General features: G+C 72.3%; 21 protein-coding genes and 1 tRNA gene. 7 read left to right on the forward strand and 15 right to left on the reverse strand.

The window, feature by feature from the left end:
* Positions 1 to 1,260, forward strand: a complete 1,260-nt coding sequence (locus ACIHIX_RS13180) for an amidohydrolase (protein ID WP_399954084.1) — start codon at positions 1 to 3, stop codon at positions 1,258 to 1,260.
* Between the two features lie 4 nt (positions 1,261 to 1,264).
* On the opposite strand, the gene ACIHIX_RS13185 is transcribed toward ACIHIX_RS13180, so the two are convergent.
* From ACIHIX_RS13185 to ACIHIX_RS13200, 4 genes are all read right to left on the reverse strand, one after another.
* On the reverse strand, positions 1,265 to 2,077 hold the full coding sequence (locus tag ACIHIX_RS13185; RefSeq protein ID WP_399954087.1) for an SAM-dependent methyltransferase: 813 nt from the start codon (positions 2,075 to 2,077) through the stop codon (positions 1,265 to 1,267).
* A 117-nt stretch (positions 2,078 to 2,194) separates the two neighbouring features.
* Positions 2,195 to 2,527: a DUF3140 domain-containing protein gene (locus ACIHIX_RS13190; RefSeq protein WP_399954090.1), complete on the reverse strand. Its 333-nt coding sequence runs from the start codon at positions 2,525 to 2,527 to the stop codon at positions 2,195 to 2,197.
* A gap of 47 nt (positions 2,528 to 2,574) precedes the next feature.
* Entirely contained in the window at positions 2,575 to 3,054 is a 480-nt protein-coding gene (locus ACIHIX_RS13195; RefSeq protein ID WP_399954093.1) for a Dps family protein, read from the reverse strand.
* Positions 3,055 to 3,257: 203 nt separating this feature from the next.
* Positions 3,258 to 4,055, reverse strand: coding sequence for a lysophospholipase (locus tag ACIHIX_RS13200; protein WP_399954096.1), 798 nt, complete (start codon positions 4,053 to 4,055; stop codon positions 3,258 to 3,260).
* 124 nt (positions 4,056 to 4,179) lie between these two features.
* On the opposite strand from ACIHIX_RS13200, the gene ACIHIX_RS13205 reads away from it, so the two are divergent.
* Entirely contained in the window at positions 4,180 to 5,367 is a 1,188-nt protein-coding gene (locus tag ACIHIX_RS13205) for a thiolase family protein (protein ID WP_399954099.1), read from the forward strand.
* 118 nt (positions 5,368 to 5,485) lie between these two features.
* Positions 5,486 to 6,259: a sulfite exporter TauE/SafE family protein gene (locus ACIHIX_RS13210; RefSeq protein WP_399954102.1), complete on the forward strand. Its 774-nt coding sequence runs from the start codon at positions 5,486 to 5,488 to the stop codon at positions 6,257 to 6,259.
* Positions 6,260 to 6,262: 3 nt separating this feature from the next.
* Here the strand turns inward: ACIHIX_RS13210 and ACIHIX_RS13215 are convergent, their stop codons facing one another.
* Positions 6,263 to 7,051, reverse strand: a complete 789-nt coding sequence (locus tag ACIHIX_RS13215; RefSeq protein WP_399954105.1) for a TIGR01458 family HAD-type hydrolase — start codon at positions 7,049 to 7,051, stop codon at positions 6,263 to 6,265.
* Between the two features lie 50 nt (positions 7,052 to 7,101).
* Here ACIHIX_RS13215 and ACIHIX_RS13220 point away from each other — a divergent pair, with 50 nt between their 5' ends.
* Positions 7,102 to 7,848 carry a cobalt-precorrin-6A reductase gene (locus ACIHIX_RS13220; RefSeq protein WP_399954108.1) on the forward strand — a complete coding sequence of 249 codons (747 nt, stop codon included), beginning with the start codon at positions 7,102 to 7,104 and terminating at the stop codon, positions 7,846 to 7,848.
* Here ACIHIX_RS13220 and ACIHIX_RS13225 read toward each other — a convergent pair.
* From ACIHIX_RS13225 to ACIHIX_RS13240, 4 genes are all read right to left on the reverse strand, one after another.
* The gene (locus tag ACIHIX_RS13225) at positions 7,835 to 8,251 is read right to left on the reverse strand and encodes a hypothetical protein (RefSeq protein WP_399954111.1); all 417 of its coding nucleotides are present in this window, start codon (positions 8,249 to 8,251) and stop codon (positions 7,835 to 7,837) included. The genes ACIHIX_RS13220 and ACIHIX_RS13225 overlap by 14 nt on opposite strands.
* Positions 8,252 to 8,293: 42 nt before the next feature.
* A complete protein-coding gene (locus ACIHIX_RS13230; protein WP_399954114.1) occupies positions 8,294 to 10,366 on the reverse strand; it encodes an MDR family MFS transporter in 2,073 nt (690 codons plus the stop codon).
* Between the two features lie 70 nt (positions 10,367 to 10,436).
* A complete protein-coding gene (cobF, locus tag ACIHIX_RS13235) occupies positions 10,437 to 11,210 on the reverse strand; it encodes a precorrin-6A synthase (deacetylating) (protein WP_399954117.1) in 774 nt (257 codons plus the stop codon).
* Positions 11,211 to 11,259: 49 nt separating this feature from the next.
* Complete coding sequence (locus tag ACIHIX_RS13240) at positions 11,260 to 11,781, reverse strand: DUF309 domain-containing protein (RefSeq protein ID WP_399954120.1); 522 nt, start codon at positions 11,779 to 11,781, stop codon at positions 11,260 to 11,262.
* A gap of 114 nt (positions 11,782 to 11,895) precedes the next feature.
* On the opposite strand from ACIHIX_RS13240, the gene ACIHIX_RS13245 reads away from it, so the two are divergent.
* Positions 11,896 to 11,969, forward strand: a tRNA-Pro gene (locus ACIHIX_RS13245).
* A 38-nt stretch (positions 11,970 to 12,007) separates the two neighbouring features.
* On the opposite strand, the gene ACIHIX_RS13250 is transcribed toward ACIHIX_RS13245, so the two are convergent.
* The 5 genes from ACIHIX_RS13250 to ACIHIX_RS13270 form a co-directional block, all read right to left on the reverse strand.
* On the reverse strand, positions 12,008 to 12,325 hold the full coding sequence (locus tag ACIHIX_RS13250) for a hypothetical protein (protein WP_399954122.1): 318 nt from the start codon (positions 12,323 to 12,325) through the stop codon (positions 12,008 to 12,010).
* Positions 12,326 to 12,431: 106 nt separating this feature from the next.
* Positions 12,432 to 14,018, reverse strand: a complete 1,587-nt coding sequence (locus tag ACIHIX_RS13255) for a DEAD/DEAH box helicase (RefSeq protein WP_399954125.1) — start codon at positions 14,016 to 14,018, stop codon at positions 12,432 to 12,434.
* 88 nt (positions 14,019 to 14,106) lie between these two features.
* Entirely contained in the window at positions 14,107 to 14,310 is a 204-nt protein-coding gene (locus ACIHIX_RS13260) for a cold-shock protein (protein ID WP_007502648.1), read from the reverse strand.
* Positions 14,311 to 14,484: 174 nt separating this feature from the next.
* A complete protein-coding gene (locus ACIHIX_RS13265; RefSeq protein WP_399954128.1) occupies positions 14,485 to 15,909 on the reverse strand; it encodes an amidohydrolase family protein in 1,425 nt (474 codons plus the stop codon).
* Complete coding sequence (locus tag ACIHIX_RS13270; RefSeq protein ID WP_399954130.1) at positions 15,906 to 17,513, reverse strand: CoA transferase; 1,608 nt, start codon at positions 17,511 to 17,513, stop codon at positions 15,906 to 15,908. Before ACIHIX_RS13270 ends, ACIHIX_RS13265 begins: the two co-directional genes overlap by 4 nt.
* A 292-nt stretch (positions 17,514 to 17,805) precedes the next feature.
* On the opposite strand from ACIHIX_RS13270, the gene ACIHIX_RS13275 reads away from it, so the two are divergent.
* Positions 17,806 to 18,897: an enoyl-CoA hydratase/isomerase family protein gene (locus ACIHIX_RS13275; RefSeq protein ID WP_399954133.1), complete on the forward strand. Its 1,092-nt coding sequence runs from the start codon at positions 17,806 to 17,808 to the stop codon at positions 18,895 to 18,897.
* On the opposite strand, the gene mftR is transcribed toward ACIHIX_RS13275, so the two are convergent.
* Complete coding sequence (gene mftR, locus ACIHIX_RS13280; RefSeq protein ID WP_399954136.1) at positions 18,864 to 19,463, reverse strand: mycofactocin system transcriptional regulator; 600 nt, start codon at positions 19,461 to 19,463, stop codon at positions 18,864 to 18,866. The two genes, ACIHIX_RS13275 and mftR, sit on opposite strands and share 34 nt — an antisense overlap.
* A 245-nt stretch (positions 19,464 to 19,708) precedes the next feature.
* On the opposite strand from mftR, the gene mftA reads away from it, so the two are divergent.
* A complete protein-coding gene (gene mftA / locus ACIHIX_RS13285; protein ID WP_399954139.1) occupies positions 19,709 to 19,837 on the forward strand; it encodes a mycofactocin precursor MftA in 129 nt (42 codons plus the stop codon).
* The last annotated feature ends 8 nt before the right edge of the window (positions 19,838 to 19,845 follow it).

A 19,845-nucleotide genomic window follows, 5' to 3' on the forward strand; every position in this document is an offset into this window, starting at 1 on the left:
ATGACCGATCCCGCCGCCGTCGCCCGGCTCACCGAGGACCTGACCGCCGGGCTGGAGACCGGCGACCTGGAGGACTTCTACCGCGATCTGCACCGTCACCCGGAGCTGTCCTTCCAGGAGCACCGCACCGCCGCCCGCCTCGCGGCACGGCTGCGCGCGGCGGGCTACGCGGTGACCGAGGGCGTCGGCCGCACCGGTGTGGTCGGTGTGCTGGCCAACGGGGACGGGCCGGTGGTCTGGCTGCGCGGCGACATGGACGCGCTGCCGGTGCGGGAGGCGACCGGGCTGCCCTACGCCTCGACCGTCGAGGGCGTGATGCATGCCTGCGGGCACGACTGCCATGTCACCTGGCTCATGGGCGCCGCCGAGGCGCTCGCCGCCGGACGCGCGGCCTGGTCGGGGACGGTCGTGGTCGTCGGCCAGCCCGCGGAGGAGGCCGGCGGGGGAGCGGGCGTGATGGCCGCGGACGGAGTGCACGAGCGGTTCCCGTACCCGGACGTGGTCCTGGGCCAGCATGTCGTCCCCGGGCGCACCGGCCGCTACTCGCACACCCCGGGCCTGATCATGTCCGCCTCCGACGGGGTCGAGGTCGTCGTGACCGGCGTCGGCGGCCATGGTTCGCGCCCCGAGTCGACGGTCGACCCCGTGGTGACCGCCGCGCACATCGTCACCCGGCTCCAGACCGTCGTCGCGCGGGAGGTCGCCGCGAAGGACTCCGCGGTGGTGACGGTGGGGCAGTTCCACGCCGGGACGAAGAGCAACATCATCCCCGCCGAGGCACGGCTCGCGCTGAACGTGCGCAGCCAGGACGACCGGGTGCGCGAGCGGATTCTCGGCGCGGTGCGGCGGATCGTGGAGGGCGAGTGCCTGGCGGCCGGCTGTCCGGTGCCGCCCGGGATCACCGTCGTCCCCGGCTATCCGAACACCGTCAACGACGCCGCCCTCGACCAGGAGATCGCGGCCGTGCACCGCGAACTCTTCGGCGCCGCCTCGGTGTTCGACTTCGGCCCGGAGATGGGCAGCGAGGACTGTTCCCTGCTCGCGCCCCCGGGGGTGCCGTACGACTACTGGTACGTGGCGGCGACACCGGACGCCGTGTGGCAGGCGGCGCCGGGGGAGACGGACGAGGAGCGGTTCGGGAACGTGCCGGACAACCACAGCCCGCTCTTCGCCCCCGACCTGTCCGTGCTCGCCCCCGGCGTGCGGACGCTGGTGTCGGCCGCGCTGAGCCGGCTCACGACCCAGCCGTCGAGCGCCTGACGGCCTACGGCTTGAGGGCGACTCCGCCGTACAGGGACACGGGCCCCGGGCCGATGTCGGACTCGCCCTCCGCGAGTTCGGGGCGCCAGTCGCGCACGGAGACGATGCCGGGCTCCAGGAGGTCGAGTCCCGTGAAGAAACGGCCCACTTCGGCCTGGTCGCGGGCGACGAGGGTGACGCCGGACGCCTGGTACGCGGCGATGCCCTCGTGCACCTGCTCCGGCTCGAAGTCGGCCGTCATGCAGGAGAGCACCAGACAGCTGCCGGGGGCCAACGCGTCGACCAGGGTGCCGACGACGTCATGGGCGCCGTCCTCGTCCGCGATGAAGTGCATCAGGGCGATCAGCGAGAGGGCCACGGGCCGCTCGAAGTCGAGGATCTTGCCCGCCTGTCGGAGGATCTGCTCCGGGTCGCGCGCGTCGGCCTGCACGTACTCCGTCACCCCCTCGTCCGTGCCGCGCAGCAGGGCACCGGCGTGCGCGAGGACGATCGGGTCGTTGTCGACGTAGACGACCCGGGCGTCCGGCGCGACCCGCTGGGCGAGCTGGTGCAGATTGGGCTCGGTGGGGATCCCGGTGCCGATGTCGAGGAACTGCCGGATCCCCGCCGAGCGCGCCAGCTCGCGTGTGGCCCGGTGCATGAACCAGCGGTTGGCCCGCGCGGCCCGCGGGGCGTCGCCGTTCAACGAGGCGATCCGGCGGCCGAGTTCCTCGTCGACCGGGTAGTTGTCCTTGCCGCCGAGATACCAGTCGTAGACCCGGGCCGGGTGGGGCTTGGTCGTGTCGATCCGCGGGGCGGCCGGCTCGGTCCCGGTCACATGTGACTCCTCTGCTCGCTCGGCAGGACTGCGAGCAGTGTTTCACGATCATCTGTGCGGGACGGAGTCGGTCTTCGGCCACCTCTTTCCGGTCAACAGGGATGACGTGTAAGGGGGTTACGAACGGAGCGGGTCATGCCCCAGCGTCATCAGCTGGTGCCGCCGCCGGGTCTCCTCGGCCTCGGGCTCGTTCTCCACGTCCGCCTGGGCGTCGACGGCGTCCACCACCTCGTACATCACCTCGATGTCGTCGTCGGTGAGGTCCGTGCGGCGTTTCTGCAGGATCGCGAGGACATGCTGCCCGGTGGGGCTGCCGGCGTGCTCCGGCAGGGGCTCGGCGGCCTCGTCGGCGTCGCTGACCCGCAGCCAGGCGGCCAGTTCCTGCGAGGTCATGTTGACGGCACGGTGGAAGTCCTCCCACAGCGCGTCGAGTTCGAGGGTGTCCGTCATCGCGGGCCTCCTTCGCTTGCCTACGACTTCGCTTGCGTACGACGTGGTCAGTCCCGAGGCCAGTTCTCGGCCTCGAACATCCAGCGCTGCTTCTCGAGTTCGGCGGTGATGCCGATCAGCAGATCCTGGGTGACCGGGTCGGCCTTGTCGGTGGCGTCGATGCGCTCGCGCAGCCGGACGATCGCCGACTCCAGCGTCTCGACCAGCAGCCGGACCACCTCGTCGTCGCGCAGCCAGCCCTCCTTCGTGCCGGGCAGCGCGTAGGCGGCGGCGATCGTCTCGGGCCGGCCGTCGGGCGGCAGTCCGAGCGCCGCGGCGCGCTCCGCCACCGTGTCGGAGTAGGTGCGGGCCGTCGCGACCACCTCGTCCAGCTGGAGGTGGATGGACCGGAACCGCGGGCCCACGATGTTCCAGTGCGCCTGCTTGCCGACCAGTGAGATCCCGAGCAGATCCACGAGCGTGCTCTGCAACGCCTCTCCGGCCACCTCACGGGCCGCGTCGGGCAGGGTGCTCTTCACCACAGTCATACGGTGCTTCTCCTTCTGGCGTGGTTCGTGCCGGTACGGAGCAGCGCGCGGCGCGGGCCTCGTGTGCCCGCGGAAGAGAACAGCTCGGAGTCCTCTCCCGCGGGGGCCGCACACCGCGTCCGCTCCCTGCGGCGCGGGTGCCCAGGGCGTACCGGCGCAAACGTGGCGGTGATCCGGTGGGAGCGGGTGGTGCGGGGTGGGGATCAGACGGGAAGCACGCTGTTCAGGAAGCGGGTCAGGTCCGCGAAGACCTCGGCCCGGTTCGTCTCGTTGAAGACCTCGTGCCGGGCGCCCGGATGGATCCGCTCGGTCAGCACGCCCCCGCTGAGCCGCTCCACCCCGGCCCGGCTGCCGGACAGCGGGACCAGTCGGTCGTCCTCGCCGTGCAGCCACAGCAGCGGCAGCCGGCCCACGTCACCCGCCTTGGCCACGGTCTCCAGGGTCCGCACGAACGACTCCACCGTCGGCCGCTTCATCGGCCCGTGCCACACCAGCGGATCCGCCGCGTACGCCGCCCCCACCGCCGGGTCCCGGGAGAGCGAGGCCGTACTGATGGGCGTGTCCGGGATCTCGTCCAGGGCGAGCAGCCGCCGGGGCAGATACCAGTCGCCGATGACCGGCCCCGACAGGACGAGCGCGGTCAGCTCGATGCCGTACCGCTGGGCGAAGCGGGCCGCGATCAGGCCCCCCATGGAGTGACCGATCAGGACCAGCGGTACCCCCGGACGAGTGGCGCGGGCCAGGTCGGCCACCGCGTGCACCTCGGTGACCACGTCCTCGAAGTCCTCGATCAGCACCCGCTCGCCGGCGGACTTCCCGTGGCCCCGGTGATCAGGTCCGAAGACGGCCGCGCCGTCCGCCACCAGGACGTCGGCGAGCTCCTCGTACCGGCCGATGTGCTCTCCGTAGCCGTGCACCACCAGGGCGAGGCAGCGGGGCGCCGGGTGCGGCCACTCCCGTACGACGATTCCCGGAAGTGTGTGCTCGCGGGCCTCGGCCATGTCTCCTCCAGCTGCGTCGGTGAAGGTCCCGGGAGATCTTCCCAGGCGGTCGGCGGGCGGTCTATAGTCGAAAACTAGCAGTGCTAATTATTTGTTGAGTGCCGAACCTTCCGGGAGTCCCGCCGTGCGCCCCGTCCACTTCGCGGCAGCCCGCCGCACCCCCCTCGGCAAACTGCGCGGAGCCCTGTCCTCCGTACGCCCCGACGACCTCGCCGCCCTCGTCATCCGCGGCCTCGTCGCCGACGTGCCGGCCCTCGACCCGGCGCGCATCGACGACGTCTACTGGGGCGCCGCCAACCAGGCCGGCGAGGACAACCGCAACGTCGCCCGCATGGCCGCGCTGCTCGCCGGACTGCCCGACTCAGTGCCGGGCGCCACGGTGAACCGGCTCTGCGCCTCCGGCCTCGAAGCCGTCACGACCGCCGCCCGCGCCATCGCCGCCGGCGAGGCCGACATCGTGCTCGCCGGCGGCTCCGAGTCGATGAGCCGCGCCCCCTTCGTGCTGCCCCGCCCCGACGAGGCCCTCCCGCACCGCATCGAGACCGTCGACACCCGCCTCGGCTGGCGGCTGGTCAACCCGGCGATGAGGGAACTCCACGGCCTGCTCGCCATGGGCGAGACCGCCGAGGAGGTCGCCTCCCGCTACGGGGTCACCCGCGACCGACAGGACGCCTTCGCGCTCCGCAGCCACCAACTCGCCGCCCAGGCCCGCAAGAACGGCCACTTCGACGACGAACTCCTGCCCGTGGAACGCCCGGACGGCGTCGTCGTCGACGCCGACGAATGCATCCGCGAGGACACCTCCGTCGAGAAACTCGGCCGTCTCAAGCCGGTGTTCCGGCAGGGCGGCACCGTCACCGCGGGCAACGCCTCGCCCATGAACGACGGCGCCGCGGGTCTGCTGCTGGTCAGCGAGGAGGCCCTGAACGACCTGGGCCTGGAGTCCCTCGGCCGCTACGTCGCCGGAGCCTCCGCGGGCGTCCACCCCGACGTCATGGGCATCGGGCCGGTCCCCGCCACGCAGAAGGTGCTGGCCCGCGCCGACTGGAGCGTCGGCGACCTCCAGGAGGCCGAGTTCAACGAGGCCTTCGCCGCCCAGGCGTTGGCGTGCGTCGACCGGCTCGGCATCGACCCCGAGCTGGTCAACCCGAGCGGCGGCGCGATCGCCCTCGGCCATCCGCTGGGCTGCTCCGGCGCCCGTATCCTGACGACCCTGCTCCACCGGATGCGCCGCACGGGGGCGGAGCGCGGGCTGGCGACGATGTGCGTGGGGGTGGGGCAGGGAAGCGCGGTGCTGGTGGAACGGCATTAGCCGACCGCGTTGCCGACCGGTCGCTCGCAGTCCGGGACCGGCACGGCCGCCGAGCAGGACCAGCCAGCGAGACGCCGCTTACGGTGGCCGGATAGGTGCGCATAGCATCGGTCTCCGCATGAACACGATGACACTCTGGGACATCTCCGGCTGGGGCTTCGCCGCGCTCGCCTTCGCGGCGCTGCTCGTCGGCTTCTCCAAGACCGCCGTGAGCGGGGCCAACACGGTCAGCCTCGCCGTTTTCGCGGCGGTCCTGCCGGCCCGCGCCTCCACCGGCGTGCTGCTGCCGATCCTGATCGCCGGGGACGTGCTCGCCGTCCTCACCTACCGCCGGCACGCCCACTGGCCCACCCTGTGGCGGCTGTTTCCGGCCGTCGCGGCGGGCGTGGTGATCGGCACGCTGTTCCTGATGTGGGCGGACGACGCGATCGTCCGGACCTCGATCGGCGCGATCCTGCTGCTGATGGCGGCCGTGACGATCTGGCGCCGCCGCACCGCCGACGCGGACGACGACCCGGACGGGGTCAGCACCCGGGCGGGCCGCGTCAAGGCCCGCTCCTACGGTGTCCTCGGCGGCTTCACCACCATGGTCGCGAACGCGGGCGGCCCGGTCATGTCCCTGTACCTGCTGTCGGCGGGCTTCCGGAAGCTCGGCTTCCTGGGCACCTCCGCCTTCTTCTTCCTCATCGTCAACACGTCCAAGGTGCCCTTCAGCGTGGGGCTCGGGCTGATCGACGGGAACTCGCTGCTCCTCGACGCCGCACTCGTGGCCTTCGTCGTGCCCGGCGCGTTCCTCGGCAAATGGGCTGTGAACAGGATCAACCAGCGACTCTTCGAGCAACTCGTGATCGCGGCGACGATCGTCGGCGGCCTGCAACTGCTCCTGCGCTGACGCCTACTCCTGAGCGGCCCATGCCCGCAGCAACGCCGGCAACTCCGCGAACGAGTCGATCACATGATCCGGGGTGCCGCTCGCGTCCCGCAGCGTCTCGGGCAGGTACTTCCCCGTCCGCACCAGCACCCCGGTGACCCCCGCGGCCTGCGCCGCCAGCACGTCCGACTCGACGTCGTCCCCGACCATCACCGCGTCGTCCGCACCCACGCCCAACCGGCCGAGCGCGGCGCCGAAGAACGCCCGCGACGGCTTCCCCGTCACCACCGCCTCGGTATGAGCCGCCCGTTCGAGACCGGCCAGGAACGCCCCCGCGTCCAACCGCAACCCGTCCCCGGTACGCCAGTACAGGTTCCGGTGCATCGCCACCAGCCGCGCCCCACGCTGCAGATACCCGAACACCCGGTTCAGCGCCGCGTACCCGAACTCGTCCCCGGCGCCACCCAGAATCACGACGTCGGGGTCGTCGTCGACCAGGCTGACACCCACCAGGTCCTCCCGCACGTCCCCGCTGTTGAGCAGCGCACACCGCGCCCCCGGGAAGTGCTCGGAGAGGTACGCGGCCGTCACCGCCGGCGCCGTCAGGATGTCCTCCGCGTCCACCGGGAACCCGGCCCCCGCGAGCGTCCCGGCGATCGACGCCCGGGTCCGCGAGGTCGTGTTGGTCACCAGCGCGACGCCCAGCCCGGCTCCGCGGATCTCCCGCAGGGCCTCGACCGCGCCGGGCAGCGGCTCCCAGGAGACGGTGAGCACACCGTCGATGTCGATGAGCACAGCACGCACAGACGTCATGCCCGGACCATAGCGACCGAGCGCCGAGCGACCACCGTAGGCTCTGCCCCATGTCCCCCCACGTGCTCATCCTCGGCGGAACCACCGAGGCCCGGGAACTCGCCGCCGCGCTCACCGCGCTGCCCGGCGTCCGCGTCACCACCTCGCTCGCGGGCCGCGTGACCCGGCCGGGCGCGGTCACCGGGGACCTGCGCATCGGCGGCTTCGGCGGCGCGGACGGGCTCGCCGACTGGCTGCGGGAACAGCGTGTGGACGCCCTCGTCGACGCCACGCACCCCTTCGCCGAGACGATCACCGCCCACGCGGCCCGGGCCGCCGCGACCACCGGCGTTCCGGCGGTGGTACTGCGCCGCCCGGGCTGGCGACCGGGCCCCCAGGACCGCTGGTACCCGGTCGGCTCCCTGTCCGAGGCCGCCGGCCTGCTGCCCCTGCTCGGCCCCCGGGTGTTCCTCACCACAGGACGTCTGGGCCTGGCGGCCTTCGCGCACCTGACGGAACTTCACTTCGTCGTACGCTCCGTGGAGTTGCCCGATCCGCCGATGCCCCCGCACACCGAAGTGCTGCTGGCCCGCGGCCCGTTCACCGTCGACGACGAGACCGCCCTCCTCTCCACCCACTGCATCGACGTCGTGGTGACCAAGGACAGCGGGGGAGAGGCGACGGCCGCCAAACTCACGGCCGCCCGCCGACTCGCGCTCCCGGTCGTCGTCGTACGACGTCCCGCGCTGCCCTCGGACGTGACGGCCGTCCCCGATGTGCCCGCGGTCCTGGAGCGGCTCGGCCTCAGCCCGCGATGACCGAGGCCCGCATCCGGTCGATCGCGCGCAGCACCTCGGTACGGTTCTTGGCGCTCTTGATCCAGGCGGGCAGCCGCCCGACGCAGGTCATCTTGCGCCCGTGCTCATAGCAGGGGTCCCGCTCCCGCAGGTCCGCCGCCACGAACCGGCGGATCAGGTCGAGGTGTTCGAGGTCGTACGCCCAGATCTCGCCGTGCCTGGTCTCGGACCGCAGCCACAGCGGCGGCCGACAGCAGCAGTTGCCGGCCCGGCACAGTCCGCAGGACCGGCAGACCACCCGAGCGTCGCGCCCCTTCCGCCGCTCGTAGTGGGCGACCCGGTCGCAGCGCGGACAGCGGACCAGCGCCGTGTCGGCGAAGTCGTAGTAGGTCAGGCCGGAATCATGGAAGCGGACGGGAGGCATGCCGCGAGTATGCCGACGGCTGGGCGGCCCGGCACGTGGATTTCAGTGGCTGGCGGCCAACTCCGGCTGCTTCTGCGGCAGTCCGGTGCTGAGGTCCTCCACCAGCAGCCGCTTGGAGATCGTGTCCACCGCGGCCCGCAGGTCCGTGCCCGCCGGACGTCCGATGTCCTGCTGCACCCGCTCCTCCAGCCAGGTCGCCCAGGCCTGCCCGATGACCCGGGCCTCGCGGGCACCCGCCTCCGTGTGCGAGAACAGGGAGCCCGCACGGCTCAGATAGCCCTCGTCGACCATCCGGTCGAAGACCGGCAGGAGCACCTCGGGCGGCATGTGACGGCGGGCGGCGATCAGCCCGAGGCTGGAGTGGCCCACCAGCCGCGTGAACAGTTCGACCTGCATCACGGCCCAGGCGCCCGCGATGTCGAGGCGGGTGTCGGAGTCGGCCATGATCCGGCGGGCGGTGTTCAGATCCGTGCCGCCGATGATCTTTCCGACGGCCGCTTCCAGCACCCGCTGCGAGTTCGCCCCGGACGGCTGCCCGAAGCCCTCGCCCATGTCGGTGGAACCGGCCCGGGCACTGTCGCGCAGCTGCACCTGCTTGAGGAACAGGGCGACGACGAAGCCGAGGGCCGCGACCGGCACGGTCCACAGGAAGACGGTCTGGATGGTGTCGGCGTAGGCGTCGATGATCGGGGCGGCGGCGGCCGAGGGGAGTTGGTGCACGCCCTCGGGACTGGTGGCCGCCTCGGCGATGGCCGACGGGGCGACACCGCTGCCCGCCCGCGCGGCCTCCGCGACGGCGTCCTTGAGGTTCGGGGCGAGGGAGTTGGCGTAGATCGTGCCGAAGACGGCGGTGCCGAAGGAACTGCCCAGCGTGCGGAAGAAGGTGACCCCGGAGGTCGCGGTGCCGAGGTCGGCGTACTCGACGGTGTTCTGCACGGCGATCGTCAGCACCTGCATGCACAGCCCGATACCGGTGCCCAGCACGAACATGTACAGCGACTCCAGCCACGCCCCGGTGCCCGGCCCCATCAGCGACATCAGATACAGCCCGAGCCCCATCACCAGCGAGCCGGCGATCGGGAAGAGCCGGTACTGCCCGGTCTTGCTGACCACGTTGCCGCTGACGACGGACGCGATGAGCAGACCGATGACCATCGGCAGGGTGCGGACGCCGGAGACCGTCGCCGAATCGCCGTCCACGTACTGGAGATAGCTCGGCAGATACGTCATCGCGCCGAGCATGGCGAAGCCGACGATGAAGCTGAGGATCGAGCAGACCGTGAACACCGGGTTGGTGAACAGCCGCATCGGCAGCATCGGTTCCTTCGCCCGCGTCTCGGCCCAGCAGAACAGGCCGAGGGCGATGACGCCGCCGACGAACAGGCCGATGATGACGCCCGAGCCCCACGCGTACTCGTTGCCGCCCCAGCTCGTGGCCAGGATCAGCGCGCTGGCGCCCACCGCGACCAGCGCGATGCCCAGGTAGTCGATGACCGGCCGGGACGCCGACTTCACCACGGGGATCGTGCGGGCCGCGGCGATCACGACGACGATCGCGATCGGGACGTTGACGTAGAACGCCCAGCGCCAGGTCAGATGGTCGGTGAACAGCCCGCCCAGCAGCGGCCCGATGACGGTGGCCACCCCGAACACGGCACCGATGGCGCCCTGGTACTTGCCGCGCTCGCGCAGCGGGATGACGTCGGCGATCAGCGCCATCGCCGTCACCATGAGTCCGCCCGCGCCGATGCCCTGCACGGCCCGCCAGGCGATCAGCAGCGTCATGTTCCCCGCGAGACCGCACAGGAACGAGCCGGTGATGAACACGATCGCCGAGACCTGGAAGACCACCTTGCGGCCGAACAGGTCGCCGAACTTGCCCACCAGGACGGTCGACACGGTCTCCGCGAGCAGATAGGCGGTGACCACCCAGGACATGTGCGCGGCACCACCGAGGTCCGACACGATGGTCGGCAGCGCGGTGCCCACGATCGTCTGGTCCAGGGCCGCCAGCAGCATCCCCAGCATGATCGTCACGAAGACGACGTTCCGCTGACGCTTGTCCAGCACCGGCGGCTCTGCGGCGGGCGGCGCGGTTTCCTCGGTGATCGTCACGAGGTCACGATCACACCGGTGGCCCAGTCGCGCATGCGGGACTGGGCCGCTCGGGTGCCCCCGAAAGCCCCTATGCCTGACCGGGGTTGCGGCGCAGCAGATACGTGTCCATGATCCAGCCCTTGCGCTCCCGCGCCTCGGCCCGCAGCCGCTCGATCCGTGGCCCGGCCTCGGCGATCGGCCCCGAGGCGAGGATCTCGTCCGGGGTGCCGATGTAGGCGCCCCAGTAGATGTCGATGTCCTCGCCCGCGTACTGCCGGAAGGTCTGGTGCGCGTCCAGCATCACCACCACGTCGTCCACCCCGTCCGGGAAGCCCTCGGCGAGCCGCCGACCCGTGGTGATCTGCACCGGGCGCGCGACCCGGTTCAGCCCGGTGCGGTGCCGGGCCACGAGCGCCGAGACGCTGCTGATGCCGGGGACGACGTCGTACTCGAACGCCACCGCGCCGCGCTCCAGGATCTCCTCCAGGATGCCGAGCGTGCTGTCGTACAGCGCCGGATCGCCCCACACCAGGAACGCGCCGCTCTCGCTCTCGCCCAGCTCCTCGGCGATCAGCCGCTCGTAGATGGCGGCGCGGGCGCTGCGCCAGTCCCCGACGGCGGGGGAGTAGGCGGTGCCCCCCGCGGTCCGGTCCCGGTCGGGGTCGCGCGCCTCGACGACGCGGTAGGTCCCCTCCGGTATGTGCGTGTGCAGCATGTCCCGGCGCAGGTCCGTGAGGTCGCTCTTCACCTCGCCCTTGTCGAGGACGAAGAACACGTCCGTGCTGCGCAGCGCCCTGACGGCCTGGAGGGTCAGCTGGTCGGGGTCGCCCGCGCCGATACCGATGACATGAATCTTTCGCACGCCAAGAGTCTGCCGTACGCCACTGACAGTGACGGCACCGCGTCCCGGGTCATGCCCGCAGCCGCGGTGCCCGGGCCTGCGCGTCCACGCTCCCCCCACCCCGCTCGACGTCCTCGGCCAGCTCCCGCGCCCATGCGGCGAGACCGGCGAGATCCATGCCGTAGGGCCGCGTCCGCCCCGTCCCCGCCGGTGACCCCCATGCCTCCACCGCGCCCGCCCCGCGCCGCAGCAGCCGCGCCCCGCCGGTGACGTTGCCGCGCGCCGCGTGCGTGAGCCCCACCGCGAGCTGGGCGAGTCCCCGCCACAACTCCCGTTCCTCCTCTGGCCCCGCCTTCCAGGCGTCCTCGAACACCTCGTGCGCGTGGAAGGGCTTCCCCGCGTCCAGCAGCTCCTGCGCCTCCACGACGGACTGCTCCGGCGTCCGCACCACCCCCTCGGGCTGCCGCGCCACCCCGTCCGCGCCGTACGGCAGGGGCCGCCCGAGCCCGTCCCGGGGCCGAGCGTTGCGCGCCCGCCCCTCGTCGTCGCGGTCCCGTGCCCCGGTCGGCCGTCCTGAGGATGTGCTGCCCATACGCCGATTCTCCCGCGCGCCCCGGGCCCCGCTCACCGGGCCCTCTTCGAAGCGGTCCCCGGCGTGGGGTAAAGTACTCAACGCGTGATCACGCGGTTTCGCCGCGCATATCACCGGGACGTGGCGCAGCTTGGTAGCGCACTTGACTGGGGGTCAAGGGGTCGCAGGTTCAAATCCTGTCGTCCCGACCGGAGTCCTCTCCGTAGTCGCAGATCAGGGCCTTGGATCACTTGGGTGAGCCGGGGCCCTTGATCGTTTGTGGCGCGTCCGCACCCGCGGAAGCCGCGTCCTTCTGGCCCTCGCCGGCCGCGTCCACCGCGCTCTGGGCCGCGTTCGCGGCCGCCCGAATGCCGAAATAGGCGGTGGATATCGCTGTTATCGCGGTGAACGCGCTGGTGAGAACGGCGACCGCCTGAGCGTCATCGGTGACATGCAGTGCGACGAGTGTGGCGGCCAGTGCCACACCGACGTCGCCGACGACCACGACCAGCAGACCGGTCCAGGCGCGAGTGGTCTGGACCTTCTTCTTGTCCTTGCTCAACATGGGTCCTCCAGAGCGTGGACACTCATGCCCCGAGGAGTTCGACCCGCTGCTTCAAGGGTTGCAGAGCCTCGCGCAGTTCGCGAGGCTCCGGTGACCTCTCCCGCTCTCAGGCTCCCGCGGCCCTGCGAGGTGCCCTGCGGCGACCGCCCGACGTACGGGTCGGCTGGCCGGCGGTCTTCGCCGCGGGTGCGGAGCGGCGACCTGCGCCCTCGCTCCCCGTCCGGCCGGTGCCGCCCGACGGTGCCGGGGCCTCGCCGGCGGTCCGGCGACGGCGGCCGGAGCGACCCTCCGGCGGCTTGGCGCCGGACCTGGTGCCGGACTTGGCGGCGGGCTTCGCGCCGGACTTGTTGGCGGGCTTCCGGGCCGGGCGGGACGACGACGGCGCCGTGGGCTGCGGGACCTCGATGGTGACGGCCACGCCGGAGGGCTCGCGGGCGCCGGTGATCGTGGTCAGCGCGGCGTCGCTCGACGTGACGCGGGCCGTCCTGGGCCGGATGCCCGCGTTCGACATGAGCTGGGTGACGTCCCGCTTCTGGTCGGGCAGGACGAGCGTGACCACACTGCCGGAACCGCCGGCGCGAGCCGTGCGACCGCCCCGGTGGAGGTAGTCCTTGTGGTCGGTCGGCGGATCGACGTTCACGACGAGGTCGAGGTCGTCGACGTGTATGCCGCGGGCCGCGACGTTGGTCGCCACCAGGGCGGTGACCTCGCCGTTCTTGAACTGCTCAAGGGTGCGGTTGCGCTGCGGCTGGGAGCGCCCGCCGTGCAGGGCCGCCGCGCGCACGCCGACGGACAGGAGCCGCTTGGCGAGCCGGTCCGCGGACCTCTTGGTGTCGAGGAAGAGGATGACCCGCCCGTCACGGGCCGCGATACGCGTGGTGACGGCCTTCTTGTCGGTCTCGTCCAGGACGTGGAGCACGTGGTGCTCCATGGTGGTCACCGCGCCGGCGGACGGGTCCACCGAGTGCACCACCGGGTCGGTCAGGAACCGCTGCACCAGACGGTCGATGTTGCGGTCCAGCGTGGCCGAGAACAGCATGCGCTGCCCGTCGGGCCTGACCTGCTGGATCAGCTTGGTGATCTGCGGCAGGAAGCCCATGTCGGTCATCTGGTCGGCCTCGTCCAGCACCGTGATGGCGACCTGGTCGAGCACGCAGTCCCCGCGCTCCACGAGGTCGTTGAGCCGGCCCGGGGTCGCCACCAGCACCTCGGCGCCGCGCCGGAGCGTGGCGGCCTGCTTGGTGAGGGAGAGTCCGCCGACCACGGTGGCCAGCCGGAGGTTGACCGCCGTCGCGTAGGGCGAGAGCGCGTCGGTCACCTGCTGGGCCAGTTCCCGGGTGGGCACCAGCACGAGGGCCAGGGGCGCCTTGGGCTGCGCGCGCCGGCCGGCCGTACGGGCCAGGAGCGCGAGGCCGAACGCGAGGGTCTTGCCGGAGCCGGTGCGTCCGCGCCCCAGCAGGTCACGGCCCGCGATCGAGTTCGGCAGGGTGGCGCCCTGGATGGGGAACGGGGTGGTCACACCCTGCGCGGTGAGCGTCTTCAACAGCCCCGCGGGCATGTCCAGGTCGGCGAAGTCCTCGACGGCGGGAAGTGCGGGTGTCGTGCTTTCCGGCAGCCGGAACTCTTGCGAGGGCGACACGGAGGATGAGGGGGACGAGGCGCGCCGATTCGACTTCTGGGGCCTGCGGGACATGCGGGGGTCTGCCTTCCTGGAAACAGCACAAACCGGGGTCCGCACCAAGACGGTGCGGACCCCGGTGAGCGGAATACGCGTCCGGCGATCAGGCGGGGACGATGTTCTCCGCCTGCGGGCCCTTCTGGCCCTGCGTGACGTCGAAGGAGACCCGCTGGCCCTCCTGGAGCTCACGGAAGCCCTGGGTGGCGATGTTCGAGTAGTGGGCGAAGACGTCCGGGCCGCCGCCGTCCTGCTCGATGAAGCCGAAGCCCTTTTCCGAGTTGAACCACTTCACGGTTCCCTGTGCCATGACAATCTCCTTCAGTAGGCAATCTGTAAGCAGAGGCCCCATCCGGAAATGCCGGTAAAACAACTAATGCGCCTGAAGGAGAAACATTCCCGTCAGGCGCACATAGGTTCATGGGTACCACAACTGCAACTCTGTGAGCGTAACACAACGCGACCCTGCGTGCTCGTGACCGGCTCACATTCCGATGTTCGCGTCCCACACTTTGACCCCCTCCATCCAGGTCGCGGTCACCAGTCCGGCCGAGGGCCGCGCCAACGCCTCGACCAGAGGGGCCTCCAGGAGAATCAGGTCGGCACGCGTCCCCGGGGCGACCCGGCGCGGCGGTCCGCCCGGCGCCTGCGGCGCGCCGAGGCAGGCGTCGAGGGCCTGCCGGCCGGTGAGCCGCTCGACGGCGCCGACCGTCCGCCCGGACGGCGTGTCGCGCCGCATCGCCGCGGCGATGACCGCCCAGGGGTCGGCCGGACCGTAAGGAGCGTCGCTGGACAGCGCCAGCGGAGTCCCGCCGTCGATCAGGGTCCGGGCCCGGTAGAGGTCCGGGTGCTCCGCCGCCGGGATGTCGCGCGCGTAAGCGTCGCCGCGATGGGCGAGGAAGCCGGGCTGTGTCACGACCGTCAGCCCCAGCTCACGCAGGCGCGGCAGCAGCTCGGCGGGCACCAGCGCGGCGTGCTCCAGCCGGTCACCCGCGCGCGGGCCCGCGCACTCCAGCGCGAGCACCACCAGAATGAGCGCCTCCCGGCTGACACAGTGCACGGCGATCGGCCGAGCGGCGTCGTGGACGGCCCTGACGCGCTCGATCAGGACATCGAGGCCCGGCAGCCCGGAGTCGGCGAGGACGATCTTGTACGGCCCGGCAGTCGGCGCCCGCGGGTTCCCCGGCGGCGTCCACCCCAGGGGTGCGCCCAGCAGCTGGACGTGCTGCGGCAGGGCACCGGTGCGCATCGCCTCGCCGACGGCGTCGACGGCCACGAGGTCCAGGTCCGGGGTGGCGTCGGTGACATGGGTGACCCCCCAGCGGGCGAGCCGGGCACCGACGGCCCGCAGGTCGGGCGGCCGGGAGGTGCTCCACCGGGTGCGCAGCCAGTCGTCGGCGCGCCAGAGTCGTCCGGTGGGCCGGCCTCGGTCGTCGCGTTCGACGCCCGGGTGACTCGCATCCTCCAGCCCCAGGGACCGAGCACCGGCGGTGTTGACCACCCACAAGGCGCCGCTGCGGTGCTGCACGCGTACCGGCCCGTCGGCGTACAGCCGGTCCAGACTCCGCGCGTCCAGCGGACCGGCGACCTCCTCGGCGTAGCCGACCCCTCGGATCCAGCCCCGCTCGTCGGGCGGGGTCCGGGCCAGCGCGGCGGCGAGTCCGGCGGGATCGCGCACGTCCGGTGGCCCGCACCGCGCCGAGTGATCGGCCGCGGCCATGGCGTGCAGATGCAGATGGTGGTCGCAGAGGCCGGGCAGGAGGGCGCCTCCCCGTGCGTCGAGGACCTCTTCCGCCCGGCGCGGCGTCAGCCGTGCGGCGATCTCGCTGACGATGCCGTCCTCGATCCGTACGTCCGCCGTTGCGTCGCCGTCCAGTTCGGCCCGCCGGATGAGGGTGCCGGTCGTCATCGGATGCCGAGGCGGCGCAGCACGGCCGAGGTGTCCGCGCCCGACGCCGGGGCGGCGGTGGACGGGCGGCGCGGGACGGGCGGCGTCACCGGCCACGGCGCGGCCGTACCGGTGTCGAGGAACCAGCGGTCGCCCGCCCGTACGACCTCCGCCGCGAGGGGTGGCACGGCGAGGGTGGTGGTGACGACGTCGGCCATGGAGACGTCCCACACCGTGCCCTTCGGCTGTTCCGACGGCTGTTCCGACAGGGCGAGCGCGGCGGCGAGGAGGCCCGTGAGCGGGTCGGCGACGGCGTCACCGACGAAGACCGGCCGGCCCTCGGCGTCCGCCGCGAGGAGCCCTCGGGAGGCGGCGACGTCGTCGCCGAAGCCGACACGGTACGAGGAGCGCCCGAACGCCGTGATCGAGATCCAGGTACAGCCGCGCTCCGCCTCCGCCCGCGCGTCCAGGCCGAAGCCGGCGAGCGCGCGGGGCCGGGAAGCCTCGATCACCACGTCCGCGCGCCGGACGAGCGCGTGCAGGGCGACCCGGTCGCGCGGCTCGGACGGGTCGAGGACCACCGAGGCGTGGCCGGAGTGCAGCAGGTCGTAGAAGTCCGCGTTGCTCCGACGGGCCCCGTCGGGGCGGTCGGGCGTCTCGACCTTCACCACCTCGGCGCCCGCCAGACCGAGCAGATGCGCGCACAGCGGCCCGGCCCACAGCGCGCTGAAGTCGACCACGAGCATGCCCCGTACATCGCGAGGCGGGCCCGGCAACGGGCATCCGCGCCCGGGAGCGGGGCGTACGGCGCCGCCGGCGAGCCCCAACAGCTCGACCCGCTCGTCCAGTTGAGCACCGGTGTGGGCCGCCAGCCACGAGGGCAGCAGTGCGACGTCGCCGCCGATCGCCGCGCCCCACAGCAGGTGGTCGTCCGGCCGGGCGTCGGAGACGGCCGCCCAGCCGTCCCGCGTGGGCAGCAGCCGGCAACTGCCGCCGACGGAGACCCGGCCGCGTCGCCCACCTCCGGACAACGCGGCCCGCTCGGCGAGCAGCAGAGCCCCGTCGACACCGGCCAGACCGCCGAGCCGGGCGGCGAAGGTGGCGGCCGCGCCGGGGGGAAGCAGGGGAGGACCGGCGGCGTGACCGGTGAGCGGGAGGACACCGCTGCGGGCCCAGTCGTGGGCGAGGTCGGCGGGTTCGTAGGTGGTCCGGGTGGGGTGCTGGGCGTGGGTTCCGTGTGCGGTCTGGTCGGGGTGCTGGGCGTGGGTTCCGTGTGCGGTCTGGTCGGGGTGCTGGGCGTGGGTTCCGTGCGCGGTCTGGTCGGGGTGCTGGGCGTGGGTTCCGTGTGCGGTCTGGTCGGGGTGCTGGGTCTCGGTTCCGTGAGCCGTCCGGTCGGGGTGCTGGGCCTGGGTTCCGTGCGCGGTCCGGTTTGGGTGATGCGGTTCGGTCCCGTGCGCGGACTGGTGGGGGTGGTGCTCGTCCGGCCTGTACGCGGTCCAGTCGTGAGGATGCGGTTCCGTGCTGTACGCGGTCTGGTTGGGGCGATGCGGTTCCGTGCTGTGCGCGGTCCGGTCGGGGGGATGCGCCACGGTTTCGTGCGCGGTCCGGTCGGGGGGATGCGCCACGGTTTCGTGTGCGGTCCAGTCCGGGGGGTGTGGCTCGGTTTCGTGTGCGGTCCAGTCCGGGGGGTGTGGCTCGGTTTCGTGTGCGGTCCAGTCCGGGGGGTGTGGCTCGGTTTCCTGCGCGGTCCAGTCCAGGGGTTGTGGCTTGGTTCCGTTCGCCGTCCGGTCGGGGTGATGCCCCTCCGCCCCGTATCCAGCCCAGCCATGGGTGGCGCCTGTGAATTCGCCCGACGTCCCGTTGGCCATGGCTGGGATCGTAGACCGGCGGGGTGGGTTCGGGTGATAGACCGGTGTCGTGACTTCGCCCTCTGTGATCACCGTCGCCGAGCTCGCGGCCGGCGCCGCCGACGGCGACCTGCTGGACGGCGAGGCGTGTCCGGAGCGGCCGTTGCTCGTCGTCGACCTGGACGCCGGACCGGCTCCGGGGGACGCGGAGTGGATGGCGGCCGTGCGTGGGGCGCTGCGCAGTGAGCGGCTGCTCGTCGGACGGTCCGCAGGGGTGGTGGAGGGGTGCCCGCCCAAGTTGCTGGAGGTCCTCGACGTCACCTTGGTGCGCGAGTCGCTAGGCGCCGAGACCGTCGTAGCCGTCGAGGACCCCGAAGCCGAGGCGACAGCCCTGTACGGGAACGCCGAGGCGCAACCGCACGCGGCGCTCGTGCTCCGGCAACTCCTGCGCATGTCGGGGAAGTTGCCCGTCCCCGAGGCGCTCGACGCCGAGTCGTTCGCGTACTCCACCCTGCTCGGTGGCCCGGGGTTCGCCGACTGGCTGGGGGCGCGCGTCCGGCGGCCCGTCGCCGTTGCCGACGAGCCCGTGCTGGTCCGGCGGGACGGCTCCACGTTGTACGTCACGCTGAACCACCCCGAGCGGCGCAACGCCCACAGCGCGCGGATGCGGGACGCGTTGGCCGCGGCGGTGGCGCCGGCCGTCTGGGACGCCGGGGTCCGCGAGGTCGTGCTCGACGGGAACGGCCCGGCGTTCTGCTCGGGCGGTGACCTCGACGAGTTCGGTACCGCGCCCGACCTCGCGACGGCTCACCTCGTCCGCACCCGGGCGGGCGCCGCACGGCAACTGCACGCGATCGGCGACCGGTTGACCGTCCGCCTGCACGGCTACTGTGTCGGCGCGGGCATCGAACTCGCCGCCTTCGCACACCGCGTGGTGGCCGCCCCCGACACGTTCGTACGGCTCCCGGAGCTGAGCATGGGGCTGATCCCGGGCGCGGGCGGGACCGTCGGGATCCCGCGCCGCATCGGCCGTTGGCGCACGCTGTATCTGGTTCTGGGTGGCGGCACGCTGGACGCCGCGGGAGCCCTCGCATGGGGGTTGGTGGACCAGGTCGAGGAGGGTCGGGGTCAGGGCAACTCGTCGAAGGCGAACGCCAGTTGACCCACCGTCGTGGCCAGCAAGCCGCTCAGGTCCGATCTCTCGTCCGCCAGCCAGTGTTCGTACGCGGTGATGCAGGCGGCCAGCACCGTGTTCCCGACGAGCCGGGGCAGCAGGTCGTCCGCGGGGCGTCCGGTGCGGCGCGCCACGAAGTCCGTCACGACCGCACGCCACGAGGCGTACCGCAGGGTCGCGTCCGCCTGGAGGGTCGGTACGCGCAGGATGAGAGCCATGCGCTGGCGGTGCCAGGGCACGATCGCGGGGTCGAAGCGGTTGAACTCGACGACGGCCTCCCGCACCGCCTCCATGAGCGGAGCAGTCGGGTCGGAGGCCGCCAACAGGCCCTCCAGTCGGACCAGTTGTTCCTCGAAGTCGCCCCACACCAGGTCGTTCTTGGAGGCGAAGTAGCGGAAGAAGGTACGGCGCCCGATCCCGGCCGCCGCGGCGATGTCGTCGACCGTGGTCCGGTCGAAGCCGTGCCGGGCGAACAACTCGAAGCCGAGCCGCTCCAGTTCGGCCCGCGAGGTGGCACGGGGGCGGCCCGTCCTGGCCCCTCCCGGGGTGGCCACCGCTGTGTCCCGACCCGGCTCCACCAGGCCTTTCACCCCCATCATCGCCCGCCTGCCGCCCGTCCACGACCGGGGTCAGCCTAGCCGAACGCCGTCCGGCGTCAGCGTTCCGTCAGGTTTCGTCAACAAGTGCCGTCCGCACGGCCCTTCACTTTCGGCACCCGGTGCCATTACTGTCCGGGCATCCGATGGGATGCGGTCCGTGGCGTACGGCTGCGGAGCCGCGGGATGTCAAGGAGAGCCGTATGACCGAGCTCCACACCGTCCCCGCAGACGAGGCCCCGGCCACGGCGGAGGCCCCCGAGGAACCGCTGATCGAGGCCGACGACCTCATCGAAGAGGTCTCCATCGACGGCATGTGCGGCGTCTACTAGGGGCCGCC

It is taken from the genome of Streptomyces sp. NPDC051913 (assembly GCF_044593635.1).
Classification (GTDB): Bacteria; Actinomycetota; Actinomycetes; order Streptomycetales; family Streptomycetaceae; genus Streptomyces.